Below are 22,086 nucleotides of genomic sequence, written 5' to 3'. Positions count from 1 at the left end.
ATACTTGTATAGACAAGCACACACAAGGTCATATTTAACAAAAAAGATACAATTTTGTTATATTGCGTTAGCGATCACGCTTGTAAAACTTATGACATGAAGTGGCCCTGCAGCCGGTAGCGATTCCCCGGGAAAAGCAGTCGGGCATGCGACACAATGTGCGACGAGGACCAGGTTCGGCGGCGGATCAGCAGGCACGGATCGTGCTCTTTAATGCGCAGCCTTTCGCACTCCTGCGGCGTGGCGCGCACGGCCTCCACAATGTGCTCCCCTTCCGTCAGCGGTGCGACGAGCGAGAGATAGGCATGCGGCGTGGTCTGGGTGTAATCCTGGTTCAGATAGTCCGGTATCCGCTCAGCGTTAACGCAGCGATCTTCAATCTGCACCGGAATGTCGTTTTCGAAATGCACCATCACGGAGTGGAAAATGCGGCTTCCCTCCTTGACGTTAAGCTCCGTAGCCTGCTCGGCGCTGGCCTGGGTCTCTTCGAGCACCAGCACCTCACAGCGGTGCTGATGATTACGCGCGGCTATCTCGTCCGCAATGCTGCGGATTTCAAACAGCGCCGACTGTCCTTTCGGTTCCGCCACAAACGTCCCCACGCCCTGCAGGCGCACCAGAAGCCCTTCGTCGGTCAGCTCGCGCAGCGCCCGGTTGACGGTCATCCGGCTAAAACCAAACTGCGCCACCAGCTCGGCCTCCGAAGGAATGCGATCGTGCGGCCGCCAGACGCCGGTAGCGATTTTTTCGCTAATTGCCTGCTTCACCTTTTCATAGAAAGGCGCGGGAGGGCTCGACTGCGGCAGAGGTGAGCGTGAAAACATCGTGACTCCTTGAATAGTGTTATGCCCACCAGTGAGCAATTTGCCAGGCCAGGCGGGCGGCGAGCTTAGCGCCCTGCCCGTCCCGATCGTACTGCGGGTTAAACTCTACCAGATCGGCGGCCCGTAGCTTACCGCTACGGCAGATTTGTTCGATAACCGGGAGAAGATCCAGCGCCGGTATGCCTAGCGCAGCCGGGGCGGACACGGCAGGCATTTCGCTGGCGGGCAGGACGTCCAGGTCGATCGTCAGATAGATACGATCGGCCTGCGCCAGCACCCTTTCCAGGGCGGATAGCGCATCGCGCCTGAAATGGAGATCTTCCACCAGCGTGACGTTCAGACGTTCGGCCTCATCCCACAGCGCCAGCGTGTTCGCCGCCCGGCTCACGCCAAGGCAGGCGTAGTGAAATTCCCGCCCGAGCTCATCGCAGTAGCGCGCCAGCTGGCGAAACGGGGTGCCGGATGTGGCCCGGTCGGCCTTGCGCAGATCGAGATGGGCATCAAGGTTGATAATGACAACCCGCTCGCTCGGGAAGGCATCCAGCACGCCGCGACCGTGCGCCCACGCGGTTTCGTGCCCGCCACCAAACACCAGCGTCCGCATCCCGGACTGCTGACAGGCGGTGACGGCATCGCTTAACGCCTGCTGTGCCGCTTCCAGCTCGCCGCCTTCAACGTACACCGAGCCCATATCGGCCAGCCGGTCATGCCCCTGATGGCTTGCCATATTTGCCAGAGCTTTTCGCAGCATATCCGGTGCCTGCACGGCGCCGGGCCTGCCCTGATTGCGTTTTACCCCTTCATCACATTCAAAGCCTATCAGCGCGATGCCGGATGAAAGCGGCGTGAACTGGCCCTGCTGCTTTATCGTCTGGAAAATGCGCTTTGCGCTGCTGGCCTCGGCGCTGTCGTCGCGCCCCTGCCAGACGGTTTCGGCTACGGGCCGCCATAATCTCATACTGCCTCCCCACGGAAAATACGTTGATAGAGCGGGTTGCGTCCCGGCTCGTAGACCATCTCTACCGGATGATGAGCATCCCAGACGATAAAATCGGCGACAAACCCTGCCCGCAGCTGCCCATGGGTTGCGCCACGGCCCAGCGCATGCGCGGCATGGCGCGTTACGCCAGCCCAGGCTTCTTCCGGGGTCAGGCCAAACTGGACGCAGGCCATGTTCATAGCCAGGTGCAGGCTCGCAAACGGGCTGGTGCCGGGGTTATAGTCGGTGGCGACCGCCATCGGCACGCCCTGTTTTCTGAGCTGTTCAACCGGCGGATGCTGGCGCTCCTGCAGAAAATAGAACGCACCCGGCAACAGGACGGCAACCGTGCCGCTTTCCGCCATTGCCTGAACGCCTGCGTCGTCGAGATACTCAATATGATCGGCGGAAAGGCCCTTATACCGGCTGACCAGCGCCGCACCGCCCTGATTCGACAGCTGTTCGACATGCCCTTTCACCGGGATACCCAGCGCGGCGGCAGCCTTGAAAAGGCGCTCGGTTTGCGACGGGGTAAAGCCGACGTTTTCACAAAACACGTCGACTGCTTCATATAACTCTTTTTGCCACAGCGTGGGCAGTATCTGCTCACAGACCAGCGTGAGGTAGGCATCCGGATCCTGCCGGTATTCCGGCGGAACCGCATGGGCCGCCAGCAGCGTTGGGCTGATATCGATCGGATTATTGAGGCCCAGCTGGCGGGCAACCTGCAGCATCTTCTCTTCGGCCTCGGCGTTGAGCCCGTATCCCGATTTGATTTCAACGGTCGTCACGCCTTCATTCATGAGACGCTGGAGCCGCTGCTGCGCCAGTTTCAGCAAGGTTTCGGCTGAGCTGCTGCGCGTCGCCGTCACAGTCGCGTTAATCCCGCCCCCCTGGGCGCTAATGGTTTGATAAGAGACGCCGTTCAGACGCTGCTCCCACTCCGCCGCGCGGTCGCCGCCAAATACCAGGTGGGTATGGCAGTCAATCAGGCCAGGCGTGACCAGACGTCCCTGAAGATCGACACAGTGACGGTGTCCGGAAGGAATGTCAGATTCAGGGATCGCGGCCAGAATAGTGTGGCCGCGCACGACCAGGGCGTGTTGCTCTTTCAGTCCATAAGGCGCAGGTACGTCCGGCGCCATCGTAGCCAGTCGCGCATTTCGCCATATTACATCGTCGGGATGAATCTGCTGCATGGGGCATTCCACTTGTCTTAGGTTGTATAGACATTTATTTGCATCCACCGTCTACTGTCAACCGCCTTGACTGAAAATGTTATTTATTTGTGATCACTTACCTGCCGCTCCGGGGCTAAAAATGCAACTTTTACCCTTTTTATCTTCCCGTTTCGCTCAACTTAGTATAAAAAAGCAGGCTATTTCGTCTATCCCGTTTAAGACTTGCATACCCAGGAGCTCTACCTTGAACATTTCCAGGATTTCCCGTCTGGCGTTAGCACTCGCCTTTGGCGTGACCTTATCCGCATGCAGTTCAACACCACCGGATCAGCGCCCTTCTGAGCAGGTTGCGCCCGGTACCGCCTCCCGCCCGATTTTGTCCGCTGATGAAGCGAAGAACTTCGATCGTGCGCACTACTTCTCGGCGATGGATCCTAACGCTGCGCCGTGGACACCGTCTTCTATTAACCTGCCTAAACAGCCTGACTTCGTGGTTGGCCCGGCGGGTGCGCAGGGCGTAACGCATACCTCTATTCAGGCTGCGGTTGATGCTGCCATCACTAAACACAGCGCGTCTCGCCAGTACATCGCGATCCTGCCGGGTGAATATGAAGGCACCGTGTATGTTCCGGCGGCCCCGGGCAGCATTACGCTTTACGGTCTGGGCGAAAAAGCGATCGACGTAAAAATTGGCCTGGCGATCGATTCCGAAATCGACAGCAACGCCTGGCGTCACCTGGTGAACCCGGCCGGTAAATATATGCCGGGTAAACCGGCGTGGTATATGTTTGATAACTGCCAGAGCAAGCGTTCCGCCACCATTGGCGTGATGTGCTCGGCGGTGTTCTGGTCTCAGAATAACGGTCTGCAGCTGCAGAACCTGACCATTCAGAATACCCTGGGCGACAGCGTTGATGCCGGCAGCCACCAGGCCGTTGCGCTGCGTAGCGATGGCGATAAGGTGCAGATTAATAACGTCAACATTCTGGGCCGTCAGAACACCTTCTTCGTGACCAACAGCGGCGTGCAGAACACCCTGCAGAATAACCGCCTGACCCGTACCCTGGTGACCAACAGCTACGTTGAAGGTGACGTGGATCTGGTGTCCGGTCGCGGTGCGGTGGTGTTTGATAATACCGATTTCCGCGTGGTGAACTCACGTACTCAGCAGGAAGGTTACGTGTTTGCTCCGGCAACCCAGTCTAACCTCTTCTACGGCTTCCTGGCCGTGAACAGCCGCTTTAATGCTGCCGGTGACGGCGTGGCGCAGCTGGGACGCTCCCTGGACGTGGACTCTGCGACCAACGGCCAGGTCGTGATCCGCGACAGCGTGATCAACGAAGGCTTCAACATGGCGAAGCCGTGGGCTGATGCCGCAATCTCCAAACGTCCATTCTCCGGCAATACCGGCGCAGTGGATGATAAAGGGAACGTGCAGCGCAACCTGAACGACGCTAACTTCAACCGCATGTGGGAATACAACAACCGCGGTCTGGGTAGCAAAGTGGTTGCTGAGCCGAAGCAGTAAGCTGTTTTGCCGGGTGGTACTGCGTTTACCGGGCATAAAAAAACCTCGCATTAGCGAGGTTTTTTGTTTTTAGCCGCTTAGTGAGCGTTGACCACGACCCACATTGGCCCCTGGCCTACGGCGTAACGTCCTTTCTCTTCCAGCAGCCCCTGCTCGCCTTTAATTTCATACAGCGCGATGTGGTGGGATTTCTGCCCCGCCGCAATCAGGTATTTACCGCTGTGATCGATATTAAAGCCGCGCGGCTGGGTTTCCGTTGGCTGGAACCCTTCAATCGCCAGCACGCTGCCGTCTTCAGAAACGCTAAACACGGTAATCAGGCTGGAGGTACGGTCACAGGCGTACAGATGGCGACCATTTGGCGTAATGTGGATATCCGCCGCCCAGCGGGTATCGGAGAAATCAGACGGCATCATGTCCAGCGTCTGCACGCACTCAATCTGACCGTTAGGATCTTTCAGCTCCCATACGTTCACGGAGCTGTTCAGTTCATTGACCACGTAGGCGTACTGCTGGTTCGGATGGAAGACCATATGGCGCGGGCCGGCACCTTCAACGGTAGTCACTTCGGCAGGATTCTGCGCCACCAGATGACCATCGTCGCTCAGGGTGAACAGGCAGATACGATCCTGCTTCAGCGCAGGCACCCACAGCGTGCGGTTATCCGGAGAGATATTCGCCGAGTGGCAGCCTTCAAGTCCTTCCACCACATCCACGGTTTCGACCGGAATACCCTCTTCCAGACGCGTTACGCTGACGCAGCCCGCGTTATACGAGCCGCTGAAGACAAAGTTGCCTTTACGATCGGTCGAGATATGGGTTGGGCTGCCCGGCAACGGGGCTTCGGCAGTGTACGTCAGCGCGCCATCGTCCGGAGAAATGCGATAGGCCAGCACGCGGAACTCCGGGCGTACACCCACGTACAAGAAACGTTTATCCGGGCTGATGACCATCGGTTGCACCTGGCCTGGCACATCAACAACCTGAACCAGCGTGAGTGTCCCTTCGGTATTTAAACGCCAGACGTGGATCTGCTGGCTTTCAGGACTGGCGGTATAAACGGTTTGTTTCATGAATATTCACTCCTCACTGCGCATGAAAGTAGTTAACTTTTGACGGTGAATGCTGAATTGTCGACAGGAGTTTTGAAGCGTTCGCCTCTCGGTGTACCATCCCATCAAAACGTAAATTCAATATTAACCCGGGAAAACAGATGACCTCGCGTGTGATTGCTCTGGATTTAGACGGTACCTTACTGACGCCGCAAAAAACCCTTCTCCCCTCCTCCCTTGAGGCGCTAAAACGCGCGCAGGAAGTGGGATATCAACTCCTTATCGTAACGGGTCGACATCACGTTGCCATTCACCCTTTTTATCAGGCACTGGCGTTAGATACACCTGCAATTTGTTGTAATGGCACTTATTTGTATGATTATCAGGCAAAAAAGGTTTTAGCCTCCGACCCGCTGCCGGTTCCCCAGGCGCTGCAGCTGATCGATCTGCTGGATGAGCATGCCGTTCACGGACTGATGTATGTGGATAACGCGATGCTGTACGAGCGCCCTACCGGCCACGTGGTGCGCACCAGCAACTGGGCGTTGTCCCTGCCTGAAGCGCAGCGTCCGGTCTTTACCCAGGTTTCCTCCCTGCGTCAGGCCGCCCAGGACGTTGAGGCAATCTGGAAATTCGCCCTGACCGATGAAGACACCACCAAACTGAATACCTTCGCAAAACACGTGGAACAAACGCTGGGTCTGGAGTGCGAATGGTCCTGGCATGACCAGGTGGACATTGCCCGCAAAGGCAACAGCAAAGGCAAGCGCCTGACGCAGTATGTGGAATCTCAGGGCGGGTCGATGCGTGACGTGATCGCCTTCGGCGACAACTACAACGACATCAGCATGCTGGAAGCCGCCGGTACCGGCGTGGCGATGGGCAATGCCGACGACGCGGTGAAAGCCCGCGCCAACGTGGTGATTGGTGACAACACCACCGACAGCATCGCACAGTACATTTACACCCACCTGCTGTAATCAGGCGGTGATCGAGACGCTCTTTATTTGCGCGTAAAGCCACAGGCCGGGTTTGATCCCTAACTCATCCCTCGCCCACGGGCTGATGCGCGCCCAGAGCGTCCTGCTGCCGACTTCAAGCTTCACTTCCACCTGCCCGTTATCATCAAAACACTCCGCCACTTTGGCGCGCAGAATATTTCGAATACTGGTTTGCAGCGGCGGCTGCAGCACCAGCGAGACGTCCGACGCCTGGATGCGAATGCGCAGCGCGGACTGTAGCGGTTTATCGATCTTATTGACCCACAGATGCTGGTCTCCCAGCGCCAGGGCGGTCATCGCGTAGTGCGGATGGTGTTCCAGAACGCTCACTTTAAGAATGCTGCTCTGCTGTTCCCTGGGTAACCACGGGTGCATTACGCTGCTGCCCCACACCTCTTCCAGGTTGCCGAACGCCTTCACGCTGCCCTCTTCCAGCACCAGCACCCTGTCGGCGAGATGGAGGATCTCATCCAGCGAATGGCTGACGTAGAGCATCGGAATATTAATTTCGCGCGTCAGGCGCTGCAGGTAGGGCAGGAGCTCACGTTTGCGCGGAATGTCCAGCGAGGCCAGCGGTTCGTCGAGCAGCAGCAGCTCGGGGGCGGTCAGCAACGCGCGGCCAATGGCCACACGCTGTTTTTCTCCGCCGGAGAGCGAGGATGGCAGCCTGTCGAGCAGAGGCTCAATGCCTAAAAGCATCACCAGCTTGTCAAACTGCCCGGCCATGCTTTTCGCCATGCCGTAACGCAGGTTGCCGCGCACGCTGTAGTGCGGGAACAAGCGCGCATCCTGGAAAACATAGCCGATGCGGCGTTTATCCGGCGAGAGGTAAATTTTGTTCTCCACGTCATTCAGGACGCGGTCATTCAGGACAATACGGCCAGACTGCGGGCGGGTCAGGCCGCTGATGGCATTAATCAGCGACGTTTTCCCCGCCCCCGACACGCCAAAGATGGCGGTGATTCCGCTTGCCGGCAGCGTCTCGTTAAGCGTCAGGGTATGGTTTCCCAGCGTCTGGGTGAAATGGAGTTCCAGCATGCTTATTTCCCCATCCGCTGGCGGCTGAGCCGCGCCAGCCATTCAGACACCATCAGCGATACCAGCGCCAGCACAATTGAAATAATACACAGCCGCGCCGCCGCGCCTTCACCGCCCGGCGTTTGAATCAGAGTATACATTGCCGACGGGATGGTTCGCGTCTCGCCGGGGATGTTCGACACAAAGGTGATCGTGGCGCCAAACTCGCCCAGCGAGCGGGCGAAGGCCAGCACCGTCCCGACAATAATGCCCGGTAGCGTAAGGGGTAGCGTGATGGTGAAAAAGACGCGCCAGCGCCCTGCGCCCAGCGTGCGGGCTGCCTGTTCGAGCTTCATGTCCACGCCTTCCAGCGCGAGGCGTATCGCCCTCACCATCAGCGGGAATGACATCACCGCCGCCGCCAGTACCGCACCGCGCCAGCTGAACGCAAACGTCAGCCCAAACCAGTCGTAAAGTTTTTCGCCAATAAAACCGCGTCGCCCCATGGAAATTAACAGCAGATAACCGACCACCACGGGCGGCAACACGAGCGGAAGATGAAGCACGCTGTCGAGCAGCGCTTTGCCGGGAAACCGACAGCGAACCAGTAGCCAGGCAAAGAAGATCCCAAAGGGCAAGCTCAGCGCAACCGCCAGGGAAGAGACTTTAAGGCTCAGCAGAACAGCCTGCCATTCAGGATCGGTCAATATCATCAGTGAGTCGTAAATCCATAGCGTTTAAAGATTGCGGACGCCTCCGGCCCTTTCAGGTAATCGCGGAAGGCCGTCACGGCCGCATTTTTATGTCCATCAACAATCGCAACAGGATATTCCACTTTCTTGTGGGAGTCCTCCGGGAACGTTGCGACCACTTTTACCCCTTTACTGGCAACGGCATCAGAGCCATACACAATGCCCAGCGGAGCTTCATTGCGCTCTACCAGCGCCAGCGCACCGCGGACATCTTCCGCCGGGGCCAGCTTCGGTGACAATGTCTCCCATGCACCCAGCTTTTGCAGCGCTTCTTTGGCATAAATCCCGGCCGGAACGTGCTCCGGGTCGCCCACCGCCAGACGGCCACCGTTTAGCAGTCTCGTCCAGTTGGTCTGTTTGTTGATGGTGAAGTCCGCCTGCGCGCTGGCTTTTGGCGCCACGACAACCAGGCTATTCCCCAGCAGCGTTTCGCGGGTTGTGGCATCAATCGATTTCTTCTCTGCCGCGTAATCCATCCACTTCTGGTCAGCCGAGATGAACAGATCCGCCGGTGCGCCCGCTTCTATCTGGCGCGCCAGCGTAGAGGAAGAGGCAAAAGAGGAGACCACCTCGACGTTTTTCTCTTTTTTATACGCCGCCGCGATGTCCTGCAGCGCGTTGGTCAGCGACGCCGCCGCAAAGACCGTGATTTTACCTTCTTCCGCCAGCGCGTGTCCGGTAAGTGAAAGCGTCAGCGTTGCCCCTGCGAAAAGGCGTACCCATGAACGTGCCATCTGTAACTCCTGTGAGTAGCGTTATATACATATTAATATAACGATAACGTCAGGGAGATCCCAGCGTTTAATCGTACCGCTGAAGGGGTAAACCGGGGTGATGCGTTAAATAATATCGGCGTAGACGGGAAAACCTTGAGAGCAAAACGCCCGGACTCGCCGGGCGTTTTGTGGGGAATCAATGCTGCTTTTTAGCCTGGTCTTTGTGACCAATGTTCGAAAAGACGTTGAACACTTCACCCAGGCCGTAGATGGCACCGAGGATGATGGCCATCACTACTGGTACCATGATCACGGCGAATACCAGACTTTTCAACAACTCTAACATGGTTTTCTCCAGATATTGTGAATAGCTTATTCTACCCTTTCAAGTGAGAAAAACATCCCCTTTTGTGCGGTACCCTTTGCGCCCTGCACCATTTGGGTCACAATACTCTTTTTGCCAGGACACTGTTATGCAGGCCGAAATTCTCCTCACTCTACGACTTCAGCAAAAGCTTTTCGCCGATCCGCGACGTATCGCCCTGCTTAAACAAATAGAACAAACGGGCTCGATTAGCCAGGGGGCGAAAAACGCGGGCATCAGCTACAAAAGTGCCTGGGACGCCATCAACGAAATGAACACCCTGAGCGAACAACCGCTGGTGGACAGAGCCACAGGCGGCAAAGGCGGCGGCGGTGCGATCGTGACGCGCTATGGCCAGCGCCTTATTCAGCTTTACGATCTGCTGGCCCAGATCCAGCAAAAGGCGTTTGACGCGTTGAGCGACGACGATAACGTTCCGCTGGACAGCTTGCTGGCCGCCATTTCCCGCTTCTCGTTACAAACCAGCGCCCGCAACCAGTGGTTTGGAACGGTGACGGCGCGCGACAATCTGCAGGTACAGCAGCATATTGAGATCCTGCTTGCCGATGGCACCACCCGTCTGAAAGCCGCAATAACGGCGCAGAGCGCAGAGCGCCTGGAGCTTCATGAAGGTAAAGAGGTGCTGGTGCTGCTGAAAGCGCCGTGGGTCAATATCACGCGCGATCCCGACGCCGCAAAGGCGGCCGATAACCAGCTCCAGGGCACAATTAGCCATATCGAACGCGGCCAGGCGCAGTGCGAAGTGCTGATGACCCTTGCAGACGGACAACCGCTTTGCGCGACGATACCGCTTAGCGAAGCGGACAGTTTAGAAGACGGTACTGTCGTCACCGCTTATTTCAACGCGGACCGGGTGATTATCGCCACATTGTGCTGAGCGCATTGACAATCGCGCCGACAGTGCGTATCCCTGATATCTATTGCTGCAAAAACAGGGATAAATCATGTCATCATTGCATATTTCGCAAGGCACGTTTCGTCTTAGCGATACCCGAACGCTGACGATTGCTGATTTAACGATACGCGCGGGTGAAAGCTGGGCGTTTGTCGGCACTAACGGCAGCGGTAAATCCGCGCTGGCCCGCGCGCTGGCCGGCGAGCTCCTCCTCCTCAAGGGCGAATACCAGAGCGACTTTACGCGCCTGACGCGCCTGTCATTTGAACAACTGCAAAAGCTGGTAAGCGACGAGTGGCAGCGCAATAACACCGATTTACTCAGCCCAGGCGAAGAAGATACCGGCCGTACGACGGCGGAAATTATTCAGGATGAGGTGAAAGATCCCGCCCGCTGTCAGCGCCTGGCAGAACGGTTCGGCATCACCGCCCTGCTCAACCGGCGCTTCAAATACCTTTCTACCGGCGAGACGCGAAAAACGCTGCTTTGCCAGGCGCTGATGAGCGAACCCGAGCTGCTTATCCTCGACGAACCCTTTGACGGCCTTGACGTGCAGTCCCGTGCGCAGCTGGCGGCCCTGCTGGAGTCGCTTAACCAGCAGGGATATACCCTGGTTTTGGTGCTTAACCGCTTCGATGAAATTCCGGACTTTATTCAGCACGCAGGCGTACTGGCTGACTGTAACCTGACCGAGACCGGTGAAAAAACAGCGCTGCTCAAGCAGGCGCTCATTGCCCAGCTCGCGCACAGTGAACAACTCGACGGAATTACGCTTCCGGAACCTGATGCCCCTTCGGCCCGCCATGCGCTCGATCCCCACCAGCCGCGCATCGTGCTGCGGGATGGGATAGTCTCTTATGACGATCGCCCGATCCTCAACCGTCTAAGCTGGACGGTCAATCCCGGCGAACACTGGCAGATTGTCGGCCCTAATGGCGCGGGAAAATCCACGCTGCTTAGCCTGATAACCGGCGATCACCCGCAGGGCTATAGCAACGATCTGACGCTGTTCGGTCGGCGTCGCGGCAGCGGCGAAACCATCTGGGATATTAAAAAACATATCGGCTACGTCAGCAGCAGCCTGCATCTGGATTACCGGGTCAGTACCACGGTACGCAACGTGATCCTTTCCGGGTATTTTGATTCCATCGGTATTTATCAGGCGGTATCGGACAAACAGCACAAGCTCGCACAGCAGTGGCTGGATATCCTGGGCATGGACAACCGGGTCGCTGACGCGCCGTTTCATAGTCTGTCGTGGGGGCAGCAGCGCCTGGCCCTGATCGTTCGCGCGCTGGTGAAACACCCCACGCTTCTGATCCTCGACGAACCGCTGCAGGGACTCGATCCGCTGAATCGACAGCTTATCCGCCGCTTTGTGGACGTGCTGATTAGCGAAGGTGAAACGCAGCTGCTGTTCGTTTCACACCATGCCGAAGATGCCCCCGCCTGCATCACGCATCGCCTGGAGTTTGTGCCGGACGGTGAGGGTTATCGCTACCTTCTCAGCAACGTCGATTAACCGTGGAGGGCTCTGCCCTCCTCTTTTTCAGATAACTTGCATCAATACATCGCTATCTCTTTGATCTAGAATGCTCGGAGTCATTGTTAAAGCGAGTGTAAAAACGAGTGTAAACGATTCCACTATTTTATCCCATGTCACACTTTTCACGTCTCTGTTATGCTATGGTTATTACATACCATAAGCCCAATGGAGCGAAATATGCGAGTTCTGGTAACAGGTGGTAGCGGTTACATAGGTAGTCATACCTGCGTGCAACTGCTGCAAAACGGTCACGACGTCATCATCCTCGACAACCTGTGCAACAGTAAGCGCAGCGTGCTGCCAGTGATTGAACGCCTTGGCGGTAAACAACCGACTTTCGTGGAAGGCGACATCCGCAACGAAGCGCTGATGACCGAGATCCTTCACGACCACGCCATCGAAGCGGTGATCCACTTCGCAGGTCTGAAAGCGGTCGGTGAATCCGTTGCGAAGCCGCTCGAGTATTACGACAACAACGTCAACGGTACCCTGCGTCTCATCTCCGCCATGCGTGCGGCCAACGTCAAAAACTTCATTTTTAGCTCCTCCGCCACCGTTTACGGCGATCAGCCCAAAATCCCTTACGTTGAAAGCTTCCCGACCGGTACGCCGCAAAGCCCGTACGGCAAAAGCAAGCTGATGGTGGAGCAGATCCTGACCGACCTGCAAAAAGCGCAGCCGGAGTGGAGCATCGCGCTGCTGCGCTACTTCAACCCGGTCGGCGCGCATCCGTCCGGCGACATGGGTGAAGATCCGCAGGGCATCCCGAACAACCTGATGCCGTATATCGCCCAGGTTGCCGTGGGTCGCCGCGACTCGCTGGCGATATTTGGCAATGACTATCCGACCGAAGACGGTACCGGCGTGCGCGACTACATCCACGTGATGGATCTGGCCGACGGTCACGTTGCGGCCATGCAGCAGCTGGCCAACAAACCGGGCGTGCATATTTACAACCTCGGCGCCGGGGTCGGCAGCAGCGTGCTGGACGTGGTTAACGCCTTCAGCAAAGCCTGCGGTAAGCCGGTGAACTACCACTTCGCTCCGCGTCGAGATGGCGACCTGCCTGCTTACTGGGCCGATGCCACCAAAGCCGACAAAGAGCTTAACTGGCGTGTGACGCGCACGCTTGATGAAATGGCACAGGATACCTGGCACTGGCAGTCACGCCACCCGCAAGGCTATCCGGACTAAGGATCCGTCATGACGCAATTTAATCCCGTCGATCATCCGCATCGTCGTTTTAACCCGTTAAGCGGGCAATGGATTTTGGTCTCTCCGCATCGCGCCAAGCGCCCCTGGCAGGGGGCGCAGGAGACGCCTGCAAAACAGACGCTGCCACAGCATGACCCGGACTGCTTCCTCTGTCCGGGCAACACACGCGTCACCGGGGATAAAAACCCGGACTACAAAGGCACCTTCGTGTTCACAAACGATTTTGCCGCTCTGATGACCGACACGCCGGACGCGCCTGAAAGCCACGATCCGCTGATGCGCTGCGAAAGCGCGCGCGGAACCAGCCGCGTGATCTGCTTCTCGCCCGATCACAGCAAGACGCTGCCGGAGCTGAGCGTGGACGCGCTGAAAGAGGTCGTCAGCACCTGGCAGGCGCAAACCGCAGAGCTGGGGCAGAGCTATCCGTGGGTGCAGGTGTTCGAAAACAAAGGCGCGGCCATGGGCTGCTCAAACCCGCACCCGCACGGCCAGATCTGGGCGAACAGCTTCCTGCCTAACGAAGCCGAGCGTGAAGACCGTCTGCAGAAAGCGTATTTCGCGGAAAACGGTTCGCCGATGCTGGTGGACTACACCCAGCGTGAGCTGGCCGACGGCAGCCGCACCGTGGTGGAAACCGAACACTGGCTGGCCGTCGTCCCTTACTGGGCCGCCTGGCCGTTTGAAACGCTGCTGCTGCCGAAAGCGCACGTGCAGCGCATCACCGATCTCAGCGACGCGCAGCGCGACGACCTTGCCCTGGCGCTGAAAAAGCTGACCAGCCGTTACGACAACCTGTTCCAGTGCTCCTTCCCGTACTCCATGGGCTGGCACGGCGCCCCGTTTAACGGCGAAGAGAATCAACACTGGCAGCTGCACGCCCATTTCTATCCGCCGCTGCTGCGCTCTGCGACAGTGCGTAAATTCATGGTGGGCTATGAAATGCTGGCGGAAACCCAGCGTGACCTGACGGCGGAACAGGCGGCAGAACGTCTGCGTGCCGTTAGCGACGTCCACTATCGCGAATCAGGAGTCTAAAAAATGAGTCTGAAAGATAAAACACAATCCCTGTTTGCTGAGAAATTTGGCTACCCTGCCACCCACGTTATCCAGGCGCCAGGCCGCGTTAACCTGATCGGTGAACACACCGACTATAACGACGGTTTCGTGCTGCCGTGCGCCATCGATTACCAGACCGTTATCAGCAGTGCGAAACGCGACGACCGTAAAGTCCGCGTGATTGCGGCTGATTACGGTAATGAGACGGACGAATTTTCCCTCGATGCCCCGATTGTGACGCACGACAGTCAGCAGTGGTCTAACTACGTGCGCGGCGTGGTGAAACACCTTCAGAAGCGCAACAAGAACTTTGGCGGCGCCGATTTGGTCATCAGCGGCAACGTGCCGCAGGGTGCGGGCTTAAGCTCCTCTGCGTCGTTGGAAGTCGCCGTGGGCACCGTGTTCCAGCAGCTTTATCATCTGCCGCTGGACGGCGCGCAAATCGCCCTGAACGGTCAGGAAGCAGAAAACCAGTTCGTGGGCTGCAACTGCGGCATTATGGACCAGCTGATCTCCGCGCTCGGCAAAAAAGAGCATGCCCTGTTAATTGACTGCCGCTCGCTGGGTACCAAAGCCGTTCCCCTGCCAAAAGGCGCGGCTGTCGTCATCATTAACAGCAACTTTAAGCGCACGCTGGTGGGTAGCGAATACAACACCCGCCGCCAGCAGTGCGAAACCGGCGCCCGCTTCTTCCAGCAGCCCGCCCTGCGCGACGTGACGCTCAATGAATTTAACAAAGTGGCGCACGAGCTGGATCCGGTCGTCGCCAAACGCGTTCGTCACGTGCTGACGGAAAATGCCCGTACCGTTGAAGCCGCGTCCGCGCTGGCGAAAGGCGATCTGAAACGCATGGGTGAGCTGATGGCGGAATCTCACGCCTCCATGCGCGATGATTTTGAAATCACCGTTCCACAGATCGACACCCTGGTGGACATCGTTAAAGCCACCATCGGCGACAAAGGCGGCGTGCGCATGACGGGCGGCGGTTTTGGCGGCTGCATCGTTGCGCTGGTGCCAGAAGAGCTGGTCCCTGCCGTACAGGATGCCGTGGCGAAGGAGTACGAAGCAAAAACGGGCATCAAAGAAACCTTCTATGTTTGTAAAGCATCACAAGGAGCCGGACAGTGCTAAACGAAACACCTACCCTTGCACCGGATGGTCTGCCGTATCGCCTGTTAACCCTGCGCAACAGCGCGGGGATGGTCGTTACGGTGATGGACTGGGGGGCAACCCTTCTTTCTGCCCGCGTACCGATGCCGGACGGCAGCGTACGCGAGACTCTGCTCGGCTGCGCCTCGCCTGAGCAGTACGTCAATCAGTCCGCCTATCTTGGCGCGTCCGTTGGGCGCTATGCTAACCGCATCGCGAAGAGCCGTTTTGAACTCGACGGCGTGCAGTACACCCTGCTTCCAAGCCAGGGTGAGAACCAGCTGCACGGCGGACCGGACGGGTTTGATAAACGCCGCTGGAAGATTGTTCGTCAAAACGATGGCGAAGTTCTGTTCTCGCTGGATTCGCCTGATGGCGACCAGGGCTTTCCGGGGAACCTTGTCGCATCCGCGCGCTTTACGCTGACCGACGACAACCGTATCGCCATCGAATACCGTGCGACGGTCGACAAGCCGTGTCCGGTCAATCTGACCAATCACGCGTATTTCAACCTGGACGGTAGCCAGTGCGACGTGCGTAACCACAAGCTGCAGATCCTGGCGGATGCGTATCTGCCGGTTGACGAGATGGGCATTCCGTATCAGGGCCTCAAAGACGTGAGCGGCACCAGCTTTGACTTCCGCAGCGCGAAGTCCATCGCCCTGGATTTCATGAGCGATGACGATCAGCGCAAGGTGAAAGGCTACGATCACGCTTTCCTGCTGCAGGCCAAAGGCGATGTGAAACAGCCTGCCGCACAGGTCTGGTCTGCGGATGAGAAACTGCAGATGACGGTTTACACCTCTGCCCCAGCCCTGCAGTTTTACTCAGGCAACTACCTCGGCGGCACGACGGCGCGCGAACACGATGAGTACAGCGACTGGCAAGGCCTGGCGCTGGAGAGCGAGTTCCTGCCGGACAGCCCGAACCATCCTGAATGGCCACAGCCGGACTGCGTGTTGCGCCCGGGTGAAGAGTACGTGAGCGTGACGGAATATCATTTTATTCCACATTAATATCCAGCCCTCCCTCCGGAGGGCTTTTTTCTGCGCGCCTTGCTGAAAATAGCGCCGATCGCAGACAAAATCATAACCCTGGATTCACAAGCATCTTACACTCAGAGACTATTTTCGCTATGGTTAGGGTTAAGCGTTGCTGGTGGCACGGCCACGGCAATATAATGAGAATTGTTATCATTCTAAAAATGCTTGAGGAGTAAGAGATGGCTATTACTAAGCTGGTTCTGGTGCGTCACGGCGAAAGCCAGTGGAACAACGAAAACCGCTTTACCGGTTGGTACGACGTTGATCTGTCAGAGAAAGGCGTAAGCGAAGCAAAAGCAGCAGGTAAACTGCTGAAGGAAGAAGGCTTCAGCTTTGATTTTGCTTACACCTCTGTGCTGAAACGTGCCATCCACACCCTGTGGAACGTGCTGGACGAACTGGATCAGGCCTGGCTGCCGGTTGAGAAGTCCTGGAAACTGAACGAACGTCACTACGGTGCGCTGCAGGGCCTGAACAAAGCGGAAACCGCTGAGAAATATGGCGACGAGCAGGTTAAACAGTGGCGTCGCGGCTTCGCAATCACCCCACCAGAGCTGACCAAAGATGACGAGCGCTACCCGGGCCACGATCCGCGTTACGCGAAGCTGACCGACGCTGAGCTGCCAACCACCGAAAGCCTGGCGCTGACCATCGACCGCGTTGTGCCTTACTGGAACGAAACCATTCTGCCACGCCTGAAAAGCGGCGAGCGCGTGATCATCGCGGCTCACGGTAACTCCCTGCGTGCGCTGGTGAAATACCTGGACAACATGGGTGAAGACGAAATCCTCGAACTGAACATCCCAACTGGCGTACCGCTGGTGTATGAGTTCGACGAAAACTTCAAGCCAATCAAACACTACTATCTGGGTAACGCAGAAGAGATTGCGGCGAAAGCAGCGGCTGTCGCGAACCAGGGTAAAGCGAAGTAATTTTCGCCAGATATAAAAAAAGCGCGGAGCCTTCCGCGCTTTTTATTTGTGACTGAGAATTCAGCCGCGACGCGCTTTTACCGCATTCGCCAGCTGACGCAGGATAGCATCGGTATCGTCCCAGCCAATGCAGGCATCGGTGACGCTTTTGCCATACACCAGCGGCTCGCTGCCTTCCAGGTTCTGGTTACCTTCAACCAGATGGCTTTCGATCATCACCCCAATCACCGCCTTCTCACCGCCGGCAATCTGCTGGCAGACGTCTGCACCCACTTCCATCTGCTTTTTAAACTGCTTGCTGGAGTTGGCATGGCTGAAATCGATCATCACCTGCGGTGGCAGCCCGGCTTTTTCCAGCCCGACCTTCACTTCTGCCACGTGTTTCGCGCTGTAGTTCGGCTCTTTGCCGCCGCGCAGAATGATATGGCAGTCACCGTTCCCGCTGGTGTTAACGATGGCGGAATGGCCCCATTTGGTTACGGACAGGAAGCAGTGCGGCGCACCCGCTGCGTTGATGGCGTCGATAGCCACCTTAATGGTGCCGTCAGTGCCGTTTTTGAAACCCACCGGGCAAGAGAGACCGGACGCCAGCTCGCGGTGAACCTGAGATTCAGTCGTGCGCGCACCAATTGCGCCCCAGCTCATCAGGTCTGCCAGGTATTGTGGCGTAATCATGTCCAGGAATTCACCGGCCGCAGGCAGGCCGCTGTCGTTGATCTCCAGCAGCAGCTTGCGCGCAATGCGCAGACCGTCGTTGATCTGGAAGCTGTTATCCATATGCGGATCGTTAATCAGCCCTTTCCAGCCCACGGTGGTGCGCGGTTTTTCAAAATAGACGCGCATTACGATTTCAAGCTCGTCCTTCAGCTCTTCACGGAGGGTGAGCAGACGGGCTGCGTACTCTTTCGCAGCTGCAGGATCGTGAATGGAGCACGGGCCAATCACCACCAGAAGACGATCGTCATTACCTTTCAGGATCTTATGGATCTCTTTACGAGCATGAGAAACCGTGTTTGCGGCATTTTCAGTGGCGGGGAATTTCTCAAGGAGCGCTACAGGAGGTAATAACTCATTGATCTCTTTAATGCGTAAATCGTCGTTCTGATAATTCATTTTCTTTCCAGCTCTGCCATATCTTTAGTAATGAAAGCAATCCTTTCAATCTATCTTGTCGACCAGGAAGTGTAAACACGGTTTTACACTTCACGCAGATAATTCCTGGAATTCGCCTAAAAATCGCCACAAAATAGCGAAAAACGAGATCTAACCTAAGCTTTTTAACTGTAACAACCAATTTTAAACGCTTAAACGCGATTCCCTACTGACGTAAGTCCGTGAGGCGGAATCTTTCGCCTCTGAAACAGATGCACTGTTGGAGAAAGTTATCCAGCGTAACGACAAGAACAGGAGCACCATGATGAAAATGACTAAACTGGCAACCCTCTTCCTGACCGCCACACTCACTCTGGCAAGCGGCAGCGTCCTGGCCGCGGAAACGGGCACATCCGATAGCAACGGGGATGCCAATGCCGCTGCGGCAGCAGGCCAGTCCGCCCCTGATGCGAAACAGAACATCGCCCCGAATAATGTCGACAACAGCCAGATCAATACCGGTAACACCAACACCGGCGGCACTATGCTGCATCCCAACAGCAGCGGTTCCGGCACCATGAATCATGACAATATGAGTTCGGACGAGGTTCATAAGAACTCAATGTGCAAGGACGGCAAATGCCCTGACACTAATGACAAAGTAGGAAACGACGCGAATACCAAAACCGATGGCACCACCCAGTAACGAGGGTGTTCGGGAAGAAAAAGGAGAGCTCTGGCTCTCCTTTCTTTTTGGAGTAACCTATTAAAAACGCTACACTAAAAACAATAACACATCAGGAAAGCAGACATGGCGCACTCCCATTCCCACTCGCACTCTCCCGGCAACGACAACGCTAAACGACTGATGCTGGCCTTTGGCGTCACGGCAACGTTTATGGTTATCGAGGTCATTGGCGGCCTGATTTCCGGCTCTCTGGCGCTACTGGCTGATGCTGGGCATATGCTGACCGATGCCGCAGCGCTGCTCTTCGCCCTGCTGGCGGTGCAGTTTGCGCGTCGTCCTCCCAATGCGCGCCATACCTTCGGCTGGCTGAGGCTGACAACCCTCGCCGCGTTTGTTAACGCTATTGCGCTGGTGGTCATTACCGTTCTTATCGTCTGGGAGGCCGTACAGCGCTTCAGACACCCGCAGCCAATCGCCGGGGCAACCATGATGGTGATCGCCGTGGCAGGGCTGCTGGCGAATATCCTCGCCTTCTGGATTTTGCACCGCGGCAGCGGGGAAAAGAATCTCAACGTTCGCGCTGCGGCTCTGCATGTTCTGGGTGATTTGCTCGGCTCAGTCGGGGCGATTGTCGCCGCGCTGGTGATCCTCTACACCGGCTGGACGCCTGTCGATCCGATTCTGTCCGTGCTGGTGTCATGTCTGGTCTTGCGCAGCGCCTGGCGGCTGCTGAAGGAGAGCGTGAATGAACTGCTTGAAGGGGCACCGACGTCTATTGATATTGACGAGCTGAAGCGCAACCTGCGCCGTTCGGTCCCGGAAGTCCGCAATGTTCATCACGTGCACGTCTGGCTGGTAGGGGAAAAACCGGTCATGACGCTGCACGTCCAGGTGATCCCGCCTCACGACCACGATGCGCTGCTTGAACGCATCCAGCATTTTCTTGAACATCACTACGAAATTGGCCACGTCACCATCCAGATGGAGTATCAGCCCTGTAACGGGCCGGACTGCCACCTTAACGAGGCGCAGTCCGGACATTCACATCAGCATCACCACTAGCTGGAAAGCGCGTGAGAACCTCGCTCACGCGCGCTCTTAATCCACATCCGGCTGCCGTTGAGCGCAATGAAGGTCAGCAGCAGATATTCCAGCGACATCGCATAGACGCCCTGCAGGGCGAAGATCGCCACGCTGATCACGTTGATGATGACCCACAGCAGCCAGTTTTCAACGTATTTACGGGTCATCAGGATCATCGCCGCAATCGACAGCACCATCATGCAGGAATCCCAGAACGGGAAGGCATCCGGCTGGAGCTCGGGCATCGTCACGTTAAGGCCGAAACCAGACATGACCGAAACGGCAACGCGGGTCAGGAATGCAAACACCGGGTTGATATAGACGGTCATTAAACCAATGGCGACCACGCAGGCGACAAACCAGGCGATGGCTTTCGGCAAGGGCAGCCAGCGGATCTGCAGTTCTGCCTCCTGCTGGCTGTTCTGACGCGACCACGCGTACCAGCCGTAAATATTGGCCGCAAAGAAGAACAGCTGCAAAAGCAGACTGGCGTACAGCTGGATCTGGAAGAAGATAATCGCAAACAGCGTAACGTTAATCAGCCCGAACGCGTAGTTGCTGATCTTCTCCAGGCTTGCCAGCCAGATACAGAGTAATCCCGCCAGCGTGCCAATGGCCTCAATCCATGACAGGTCATAGCCACCTGCACCAATCGGTATATGAACCAGAATGTTCTGCGTGCTAAAAAAATCCATCTTTTCCCCGGGGCGTTTTGAATTAAGTACGTAGTGTAGCCGCAAAATCCAGCATGCGGTTAAGCGGAATTAACGCACCTTCACGCAGGGCGGCATCCACATGGATTTCATGTGCTGCACCGCCCGTCTCGAGCCCTTCGGCAATGGCCTTCAGGCCGTTCATCGCCATCCACGGGCAATGCGCACAGCTGCGGCACGTTGCGCCCTCACCCGCCGTTGGCGCTTCAAGGAGCTCTTTCTCCGGCACGGCCTGCTGCATCTTGTAGAAGATACCGCGATCGGTCGCCACGATAAGCTGCCTGTTAGGCAGCGTTCTGGCCGCGTTGATAAGCTGGCTGGTTGAGCCCACGGCGTCTGCCATGTCGACAATCGACTGCGGTGATTCAGGGTGAACAAGAATCGCGGCGTCAGGATAAAGTGCCTTCATGCGCGCCAGCGCCTGGGTTTTGAATTCGTCGTGCACAATGCAGGCACCCTGCCAGCAGAGAACGTCAGCCCCCGTCTGCTTCTGGACATAATTTCCAAGATGGCGGTCAGGCGCCCAGATAATTTTCTCGCCAAGACTGTCCAGATGTTCAATCAGCTCAACGGCGATGCTGGAGGTGACAACCCAGTCGGCCCGTGCTTTTACCGCCGCAGAGGTGTTGGCGTAAACCACCACGGTGCGGTCAGGGTGGGCGTCACAGAAAGCCGTGAATTCGTCAATCGGGCAGCCGAGATCCAGAGAACACTCTGCATTAAGCGTCGGCATCAGAATGGTTTTTTCAGGGCTCAGGATCTTTGCCGTTTCGCCCATAAAACGCACGCCAGCAACCAGCAGCGTGGAAGCAGGATGTTTTGCACCGAAGCGTGCCATCTCCAGTGAGTCAGAAATACAGCCGCCGGTCTCTTCCGCCAACTGCTGAATTTCCGGGTCGGTGTAATAATGGGCCACCATCACCGCATCTCGTTCTTTGAGAAGACGTTTGATCTTCTCACGGTAGAATTGCTTTTCGTCCTGGCTCAGCGGGACAGGCTTTGGCGGAAACGGATAGATTGCGGCTTCAGGATCAAACATCACACTCATTATGGCTTCTCGTTTTACGGGCTTAACAATATTGCCTTTCTTTTGCATGACATAGCAAAACGCATGGCAATTGTGTTTTGTATACTAAACAAGATAGCGAATCTGGAGTGAAAAGTCACCGGGAATAGATGTGCGGAGCATTTGTTGTATCGCAGATAGCAAAAAAGCGCCTTTAGGGCGCTTTTTAACAT

At 56.7% G+C, this 22,086-nt stretch carries 22 protein-coding genes; 11 read left to right on the top strand and 11 right to left on the bottom strand.

The genetic code is table 11. From position 1 onward, the window contains the following. Positions 1–89 precede the first annotated feature (89 nt). Genes DEO48_RS22150 through hutI form a run of 3 tightly spaced genes read right to left on the bottom strand, consistent with a single transcriptional unit; the run spans position 90 to position 3,002 of the window. Positions 90–824, bottom strand: a complete 735-nt coding sequence (locus DEO48_RS22150; RefSeq protein WP_023310841.1) for a histidine utilization repressor — start codon at positions 822–824, stop codon at positions 90–92. Positions 825–843: 19 nt separating this feature from the next. Next, positions 844–1,782 carry a formimidoylglutamase gene (hutG, locus tag DEO48_RS22145; protein WP_109846291.1) on the bottom strand — a complete coding sequence of 313 codons (939 nt, stop codon included), beginning with the start codon at positions 1,780–1,782 and terminating at the stop codon, positions 844–846. Next, entirely contained in the window at positions 1,779–3,002 is a 1,224-nt protein-coding gene (gene hutI / locus DEO48_RS22140) for an imidazolonepropionase (protein ID WP_109846290.1), read from the bottom strand. The genes hutG and hutI overlap by 4 nt, the downstream gene beginning before the upstream one ends. A gap of 226 nt (positions 3,003–3,228) precedes the next feature. Here hutI and DEO48_RS22135 point away from each other — a divergent pair, with 226 nt between their 5' ends. Continuing rightward, a complete protein-coding gene (locus tag DEO48_RS22135; RefSeq protein WP_048976073.1) occupies positions 3,229–4,512 on the top strand; it encodes a putative acyl-CoA thioester hydrolase in 1,284 nt (427 codons plus the stop codon). Between the two features lie 77 nt (positions 4,513–4,589). Here the strand turns inward: DEO48_RS22135 and pgl are convergent, their stop codons facing one another. Beyond that, the gene (pgl, locus tag DEO48_RS22130) at positions 4,590–5,585 is read right to left on the bottom strand and encodes a 6-phosphogluconolactonase (protein ID WP_109846289.1); all 996 of its coding nucleotides are present in this window, start codon (positions 5,583–5,585) and stop codon (positions 4,590–4,592) included. Positions 5,586–5,725: 140 nt separating this feature from the next. On the opposite strand from pgl, the gene DEO48_RS22125 reads away from it, so the two are divergent. Continuing rightward, positions 5,726–6,544 carry a pyridoxal phosphatase gene (locus DEO48_RS22125; protein WP_047650617.1) on the top strand — a complete coding sequence of 273 codons (819 nt, stop codon included), beginning with the start codon at positions 5,726–5,728 and terminating at the stop codon, positions 6,542–6,544. On the opposite strand, the gene modC is transcribed toward DEO48_RS22125, so the two are convergent. The 4 genes from modC to DEO48_RS22105 form a co-directional block, all read right to left on the bottom strand. After that, positions 6,545–7,603: a molybdenum ABC transporter ATP-binding protein ModC gene (modC, locus tag DEO48_RS22120; protein ID WP_109846288.1), complete on the bottom strand. Its 1,059-nt coding sequence runs from the start codon at positions 7,601–7,603 to the stop codon at positions 6,545–6,547. Between the two features lie 2 nt (positions 7,604–7,605). Then, positions 7,606–8,295 (bottom strand): molybdate ABC transporter permease subunit, encoded by a 690-nt coding sequence (gene modB / locus DEO48_RS22115; protein ID WP_109846287.1) that lies wholly within the window; start codon positions 8,293–8,295, stop codon positions 7,606–7,608. After that, on the bottom strand, positions 8,295–9,068 hold the full coding sequence (modA, locus tag DEO48_RS22110; RefSeq protein ID WP_109846286.1) for a molybdate ABC transporter substrate-binding protein: 774 nt from the start codon (positions 9,066–9,068) through the stop codon (positions 8,295–8,297). The genes modB and modA overlap by 1 nt, the downstream gene beginning before the upstream one ends. A gap of 178 nt (positions 9,069–9,246) precedes the next feature. Next, positions 9,247–9,396, bottom strand: a complete 150-nt coding sequence (locus tag DEO48_RS22105) for an AcrZ family multidrug efflux pump-associated protein (protein ID WP_023310811.1) — start codon at positions 9,394–9,396, stop codon at positions 9,247–9,249. Positions 9,397–9,523: 127 nt separating this feature from the next. Between DEO48_RS22105 and modE the strand changes: the two genes are divergently transcribed. The 7 genes from modE to gpmA all read left to right on the top strand — a co-directional run bounded on the left by modE (position 9,524) and on the right by gpmA (position 17,271). Next, positions 9,524–10,312 (top strand): molybdenum-dependent transcriptional regulator, encoded by a 789-nt coding sequence (gene modE / locus DEO48_RS22100; protein ID WP_109846285.1) that lies wholly within the window; start codon positions 9,524–9,526, stop codon positions 10,310–10,312. A 67-nt stretch (positions 10,313–10,379) separates the two neighbouring features. Next, positions 10,380–11,852 (top strand): molybdate ABC transporter ATP-binding protein ModF, encoded by a 1,473-nt coding sequence (gene modF / locus DEO48_RS22095; RefSeq protein ID WP_109846284.1) that lies wholly within the window; start codon positions 10,380–10,382, stop codon positions 11,850–11,852. Positions 11,853–12,053: 201 nt separating this feature from the next. Continuing rightward, positions 12,054–13,070, top strand: coding sequence for a UDP-glucose 4-epimerase GalE (gene galE / locus DEO48_RS22090; RefSeq protein ID WP_023334950.1), 1,017 nt, complete (start codon positions 12,054–12,056; stop codon positions 13,068–13,070). Between the two features lie 9 nt (positions 13,071–13,079). Further along, positions 13,080–14,126 carry a galactose-1-phosphate uridylyltransferase gene (gene galT, locus DEO48_RS22085; protein ID WP_063440600.1) on the top strand — a complete coding sequence of 349 codons (1,047 nt, stop codon included), beginning with the start codon at positions 13,080–13,082 and terminating at the stop codon, positions 14,124–14,126. 3 nt (positions 14,127–14,129) lie between these two features. Next, the gene (gene galK, locus DEO48_RS22080) at positions 14,130–15,278 is read left to right on the top strand and encodes a galactokinase (RefSeq protein ID WP_109846283.1); all 1,149 of its coding nucleotides are present in this window, start codon (positions 14,130–14,132) and stop codon (positions 15,276–15,278) included. Further along, positions 15,272–16,312: a galactose-1-epimerase gene (galM, locus tag DEO48_RS22075; RefSeq protein ID WP_109846282.1), complete on the top strand. Its 1,041-nt coding sequence runs from the start codon at positions 15,272–15,274 to the stop codon at positions 16,310–16,312. The genes galK and galM overlap by 7 nt, the downstream gene beginning before the upstream one ends. Before the next feature lie 206 nt (positions 16,313–16,518). Then, positions 16,519–17,271, top strand: coding sequence for a 2,3-diphosphoglycerate-dependent phosphoglycerate mutase (gene gpmA, locus DEO48_RS22070; protein ID WP_023310804.1), 753 nt, complete (start codon positions 16,519–16,521; stop codon positions 17,269–17,271). 60 nt (positions 17,272–17,331) lie between these two features. Here gpmA and aroG read toward each other — a convergent pair whose 3' ends face one another. Next, positions 17,332–18,384, bottom strand: coding sequence for a 3-deoxy-7-phosphoheptulonate synthase AroG (gene aroG, locus DEO48_RS22065; protein ID WP_109846281.1), 1,053 nt, complete (start codon positions 18,382–18,384; stop codon positions 17,332–17,334). A gap of 304 nt (positions 18,385–18,688) precedes the next feature. Here aroG and DEO48_RS22060 point away from each other — a divergent pair, with 304 nt between their 5' ends. Both DEO48_RS22060 and zitB read left to right on the top strand, forming a co-directional pair. Next, positions 18,689–19,069, top strand: a complete 381-nt coding sequence (locus DEO48_RS22060; protein ID WP_109846280.1) for a protein YbgS — start codon at positions 18,689–18,691, stop codon at positions 19,067–19,069. A 105-nt stretch (positions 19,070–19,174) separates the two neighbouring features. Next, positions 19,175–20,113, top strand: a complete 939-nt coding sequence (zitB, locus tag DEO48_RS22055) for a CDF family zinc transporter ZitB (RefSeq protein WP_109846279.1) — start codon at positions 19,175–19,177, stop codon at positions 20,111–20,113. Here zitB and pnuC read toward each other — a convergent pair. Both pnuC and nadA read right to left on the bottom strand, forming a co-directional pair. Further along, positions 20,110–20,829 (bottom strand): nicotinamide riboside transporter PnuC, encoded by a 720-nt coding sequence (gene pnuC / locus DEO48_RS22050; RefSeq protein ID WP_094934374.1) that lies wholly within the window; start codon positions 20,827–20,829, stop codon positions 20,110–20,112. The genes zitB and pnuC overlap by 4 nt on opposite strands. Before the next feature lie 22 nt (positions 20,830–20,851). Continuing rightward, complete coding sequence (gene nadA / locus DEO48_RS22045; protein WP_039261329.1) at positions 20,852–21,895, bottom strand: quinolinate synthase NadA; 1,044 nt, start codon at positions 21,893–21,895, stop codon at positions 20,852–20,854. Between the last annotated feature and the right edge of the window lie 191 nt (positions 21,896–22,086).

It is taken from the genome of Enterobacter sp. CGMCC 5087 (genome assembly GCF_003144775.1).
GTDB classification, from domain to species: domain Bacteria; phylum Pseudomonadota; class Gammaproteobacteria; order Enterobacterales; family Enterobacteriaceae; genus Enterobacter; species Enterobacter cloacae_M.
This window is presented reverse-complemented; position numbering and strand designations above follow the sequence as displayed.

Coding starts and splice junctions, on each gene's coding strand:
- DEO48_RS22150 (WP_023310841.1), bottom strand. CDS start 824: ATGTTTTCACGCTCACCTCTGCCGCAGTCGAGCCCTCCCGCGCCTTTC.
- hutG (WP_109846291.1), bottom strand. CDS start 1,782: ATGAGATTATGGCGGCCCGTAGCCGAAACCGTCTGGCAGGGGCGCGAC.
- hutI (WP_109846290.1), bottom strand. CDS start 3,002: ATGCAGCAGATTCATCCCGACGATGTAATATGGCGAAATGCGCGACTG.
- pgl (WP_109846289.1), bottom strand. CDS start 5,585: ATGAAACAAACCGTTTATACCGCCAGTCCTGAAAGCCAGCAGATCCAC.
- DEO48_RS22125 (WP_047650617.1), top strand. CDS start 5,726: ATGACCTCGCGTGTGATTGCTCTGGATTTAGACGGTACCTTACTGACG.
- modC (WP_109846288.1), bottom strand. CDS start 7,603: ATGCTGGAACTCCATTTCACCCAGACGCTGGGAAACCATACCCTGACG.
- modB (WP_109846287.1), bottom strand. CDS start 8,295: ATGATATTGACCGATCCTGAATGGCAGGCTGTTCTGCTGAGCCTTAAA.
- modA (WP_109846286.1), bottom strand. CDS start 9,068: ATGGCACGTTCATGGGTACGCCTTTTCGCAGGGGCAACGCTGACGCTT.
- DEO48_RS22105 (WP_023310811.1), bottom strand. CDS start 9,396: ATGTTAGAGTTGTTGAAAAGTCTGGTATTCGCCGTGATCATGGTACCA.
- modE (WP_109846285.1), top strand. CDS start 9,524: ATGCAGGCCGAAATTCTCCTCACTCTACGACTTCAGCAAAAGCTTTTC.
- modF (WP_109846284.1), top strand. CDS start 10,380: ATGTCATCATTGCATATTTCGCAAGGCACGTTTCGTCTTAGCGATACC.
- galE (WP_023334950.1), top strand. CDS start 12,054: ATGCGAGTTCTGGTAACAGGTGGTAGCGGTTACATAGGTAGTCATACC.
- galT (WP_063440600.1), top strand. CDS start 13,080: ATGACGCAATTTAATCCCGTCGATCATCCGCATCGTCGTTTTAACCCG.
- galK (WP_109846283.1), top strand. CDS start 14,130: ATGAGTCTGAAAGATAAAACACAATCCCTGTTTGCTGAGAAATTTGGC.
- gpmA (WP_023310804.1), top strand. CDS start 16,519: ATGGCTATTACTAAGCTGGTTCTGGTGCGTCACGGCGAAAGCCAGTGG.
- aroG (WP_109846281.1), bottom strand. CDS start 18,384: ATGAATTATCAGAACGACGATTTACGCATTAAAGAGATCAATGAGTTA.
- DEO48_RS22060 (WP_109846280.1), top strand. CDS start 18,689: ATGAAAATGACTAAACTGGCAACCCTCTTCCTGACCGCCACACTCACT.
- zitB (WP_109846279.1), top strand. CDS start 19,175: ATGGCGCACTCCCATTCCCACTCGCACTCTCCCGGCAACGACAACGCT.
- pnuC (WP_094934374.1), bottom strand. CDS start 20,829: ATGGATTTTTTTAGCACGCAGAACATTCTGGTTCATATACCGATTGGT.
- nadA (WP_039261329.1), bottom strand. CDS start 21,895: ATGAGTGTGATGTTTGATCCTGAAGCCGCAATCTATCCGTTTCCGCCA.